The following is a 380-nucleotide window of genomic DNA, read 5'->3' as shown; positions in this document are numbered from 1 at the left end:
GGCCCCTACCTCGGCTACGGCGACGCCGCGTGCCAGGGCTGGCCGGTGGGGCCCGCGGCCGCACCCGCTCCGGACGACGCCGCCGGCGCCGACCCGATCCTCGTCGTGGGCACCACGCACGACCCCGCGACCCCCTAACACTGGTCCCAGGCCCTCGCCGAGCAGCTGGAGAGCGCCCGCCTGCTGAGCTACGACGGCTACGGGCACACGGCCTACACCACGGGCGACGACTGCGTGCAGGCCGCCGTGGACGCCTACCTGCTCGAGGGCGAGCTGCCCGAGGAGGCGACCACGTGCTCCTGAGACCGTCCACGACCGCCGACCGGAGGCTCCCGTGACCGACCCGATCCCCCGCCCCGTCCTGCTGCGCGCCGGCGACC

At 76.3% G+C, this 380-nt stretch carries 1 pseudogene; it reads left to right on the top strand.

The features are described 5' to 3' along the window. Window positions 1-303, top strand: a pseudogene (locus ACWCOM_RS18580) (alpha/beta hydrolase); the annotation flags it as partial. Between the last annotated feature and the right edge of the window lie 77 nt (window positions 304-380).

This window comes from Kocuria sp. KH4 (assembly GCF_053711175.1).
Note: the sequence above shows the minus strand (reverse complement) of the source record. Positions and strands in the feature narration are given on the sequence as shown.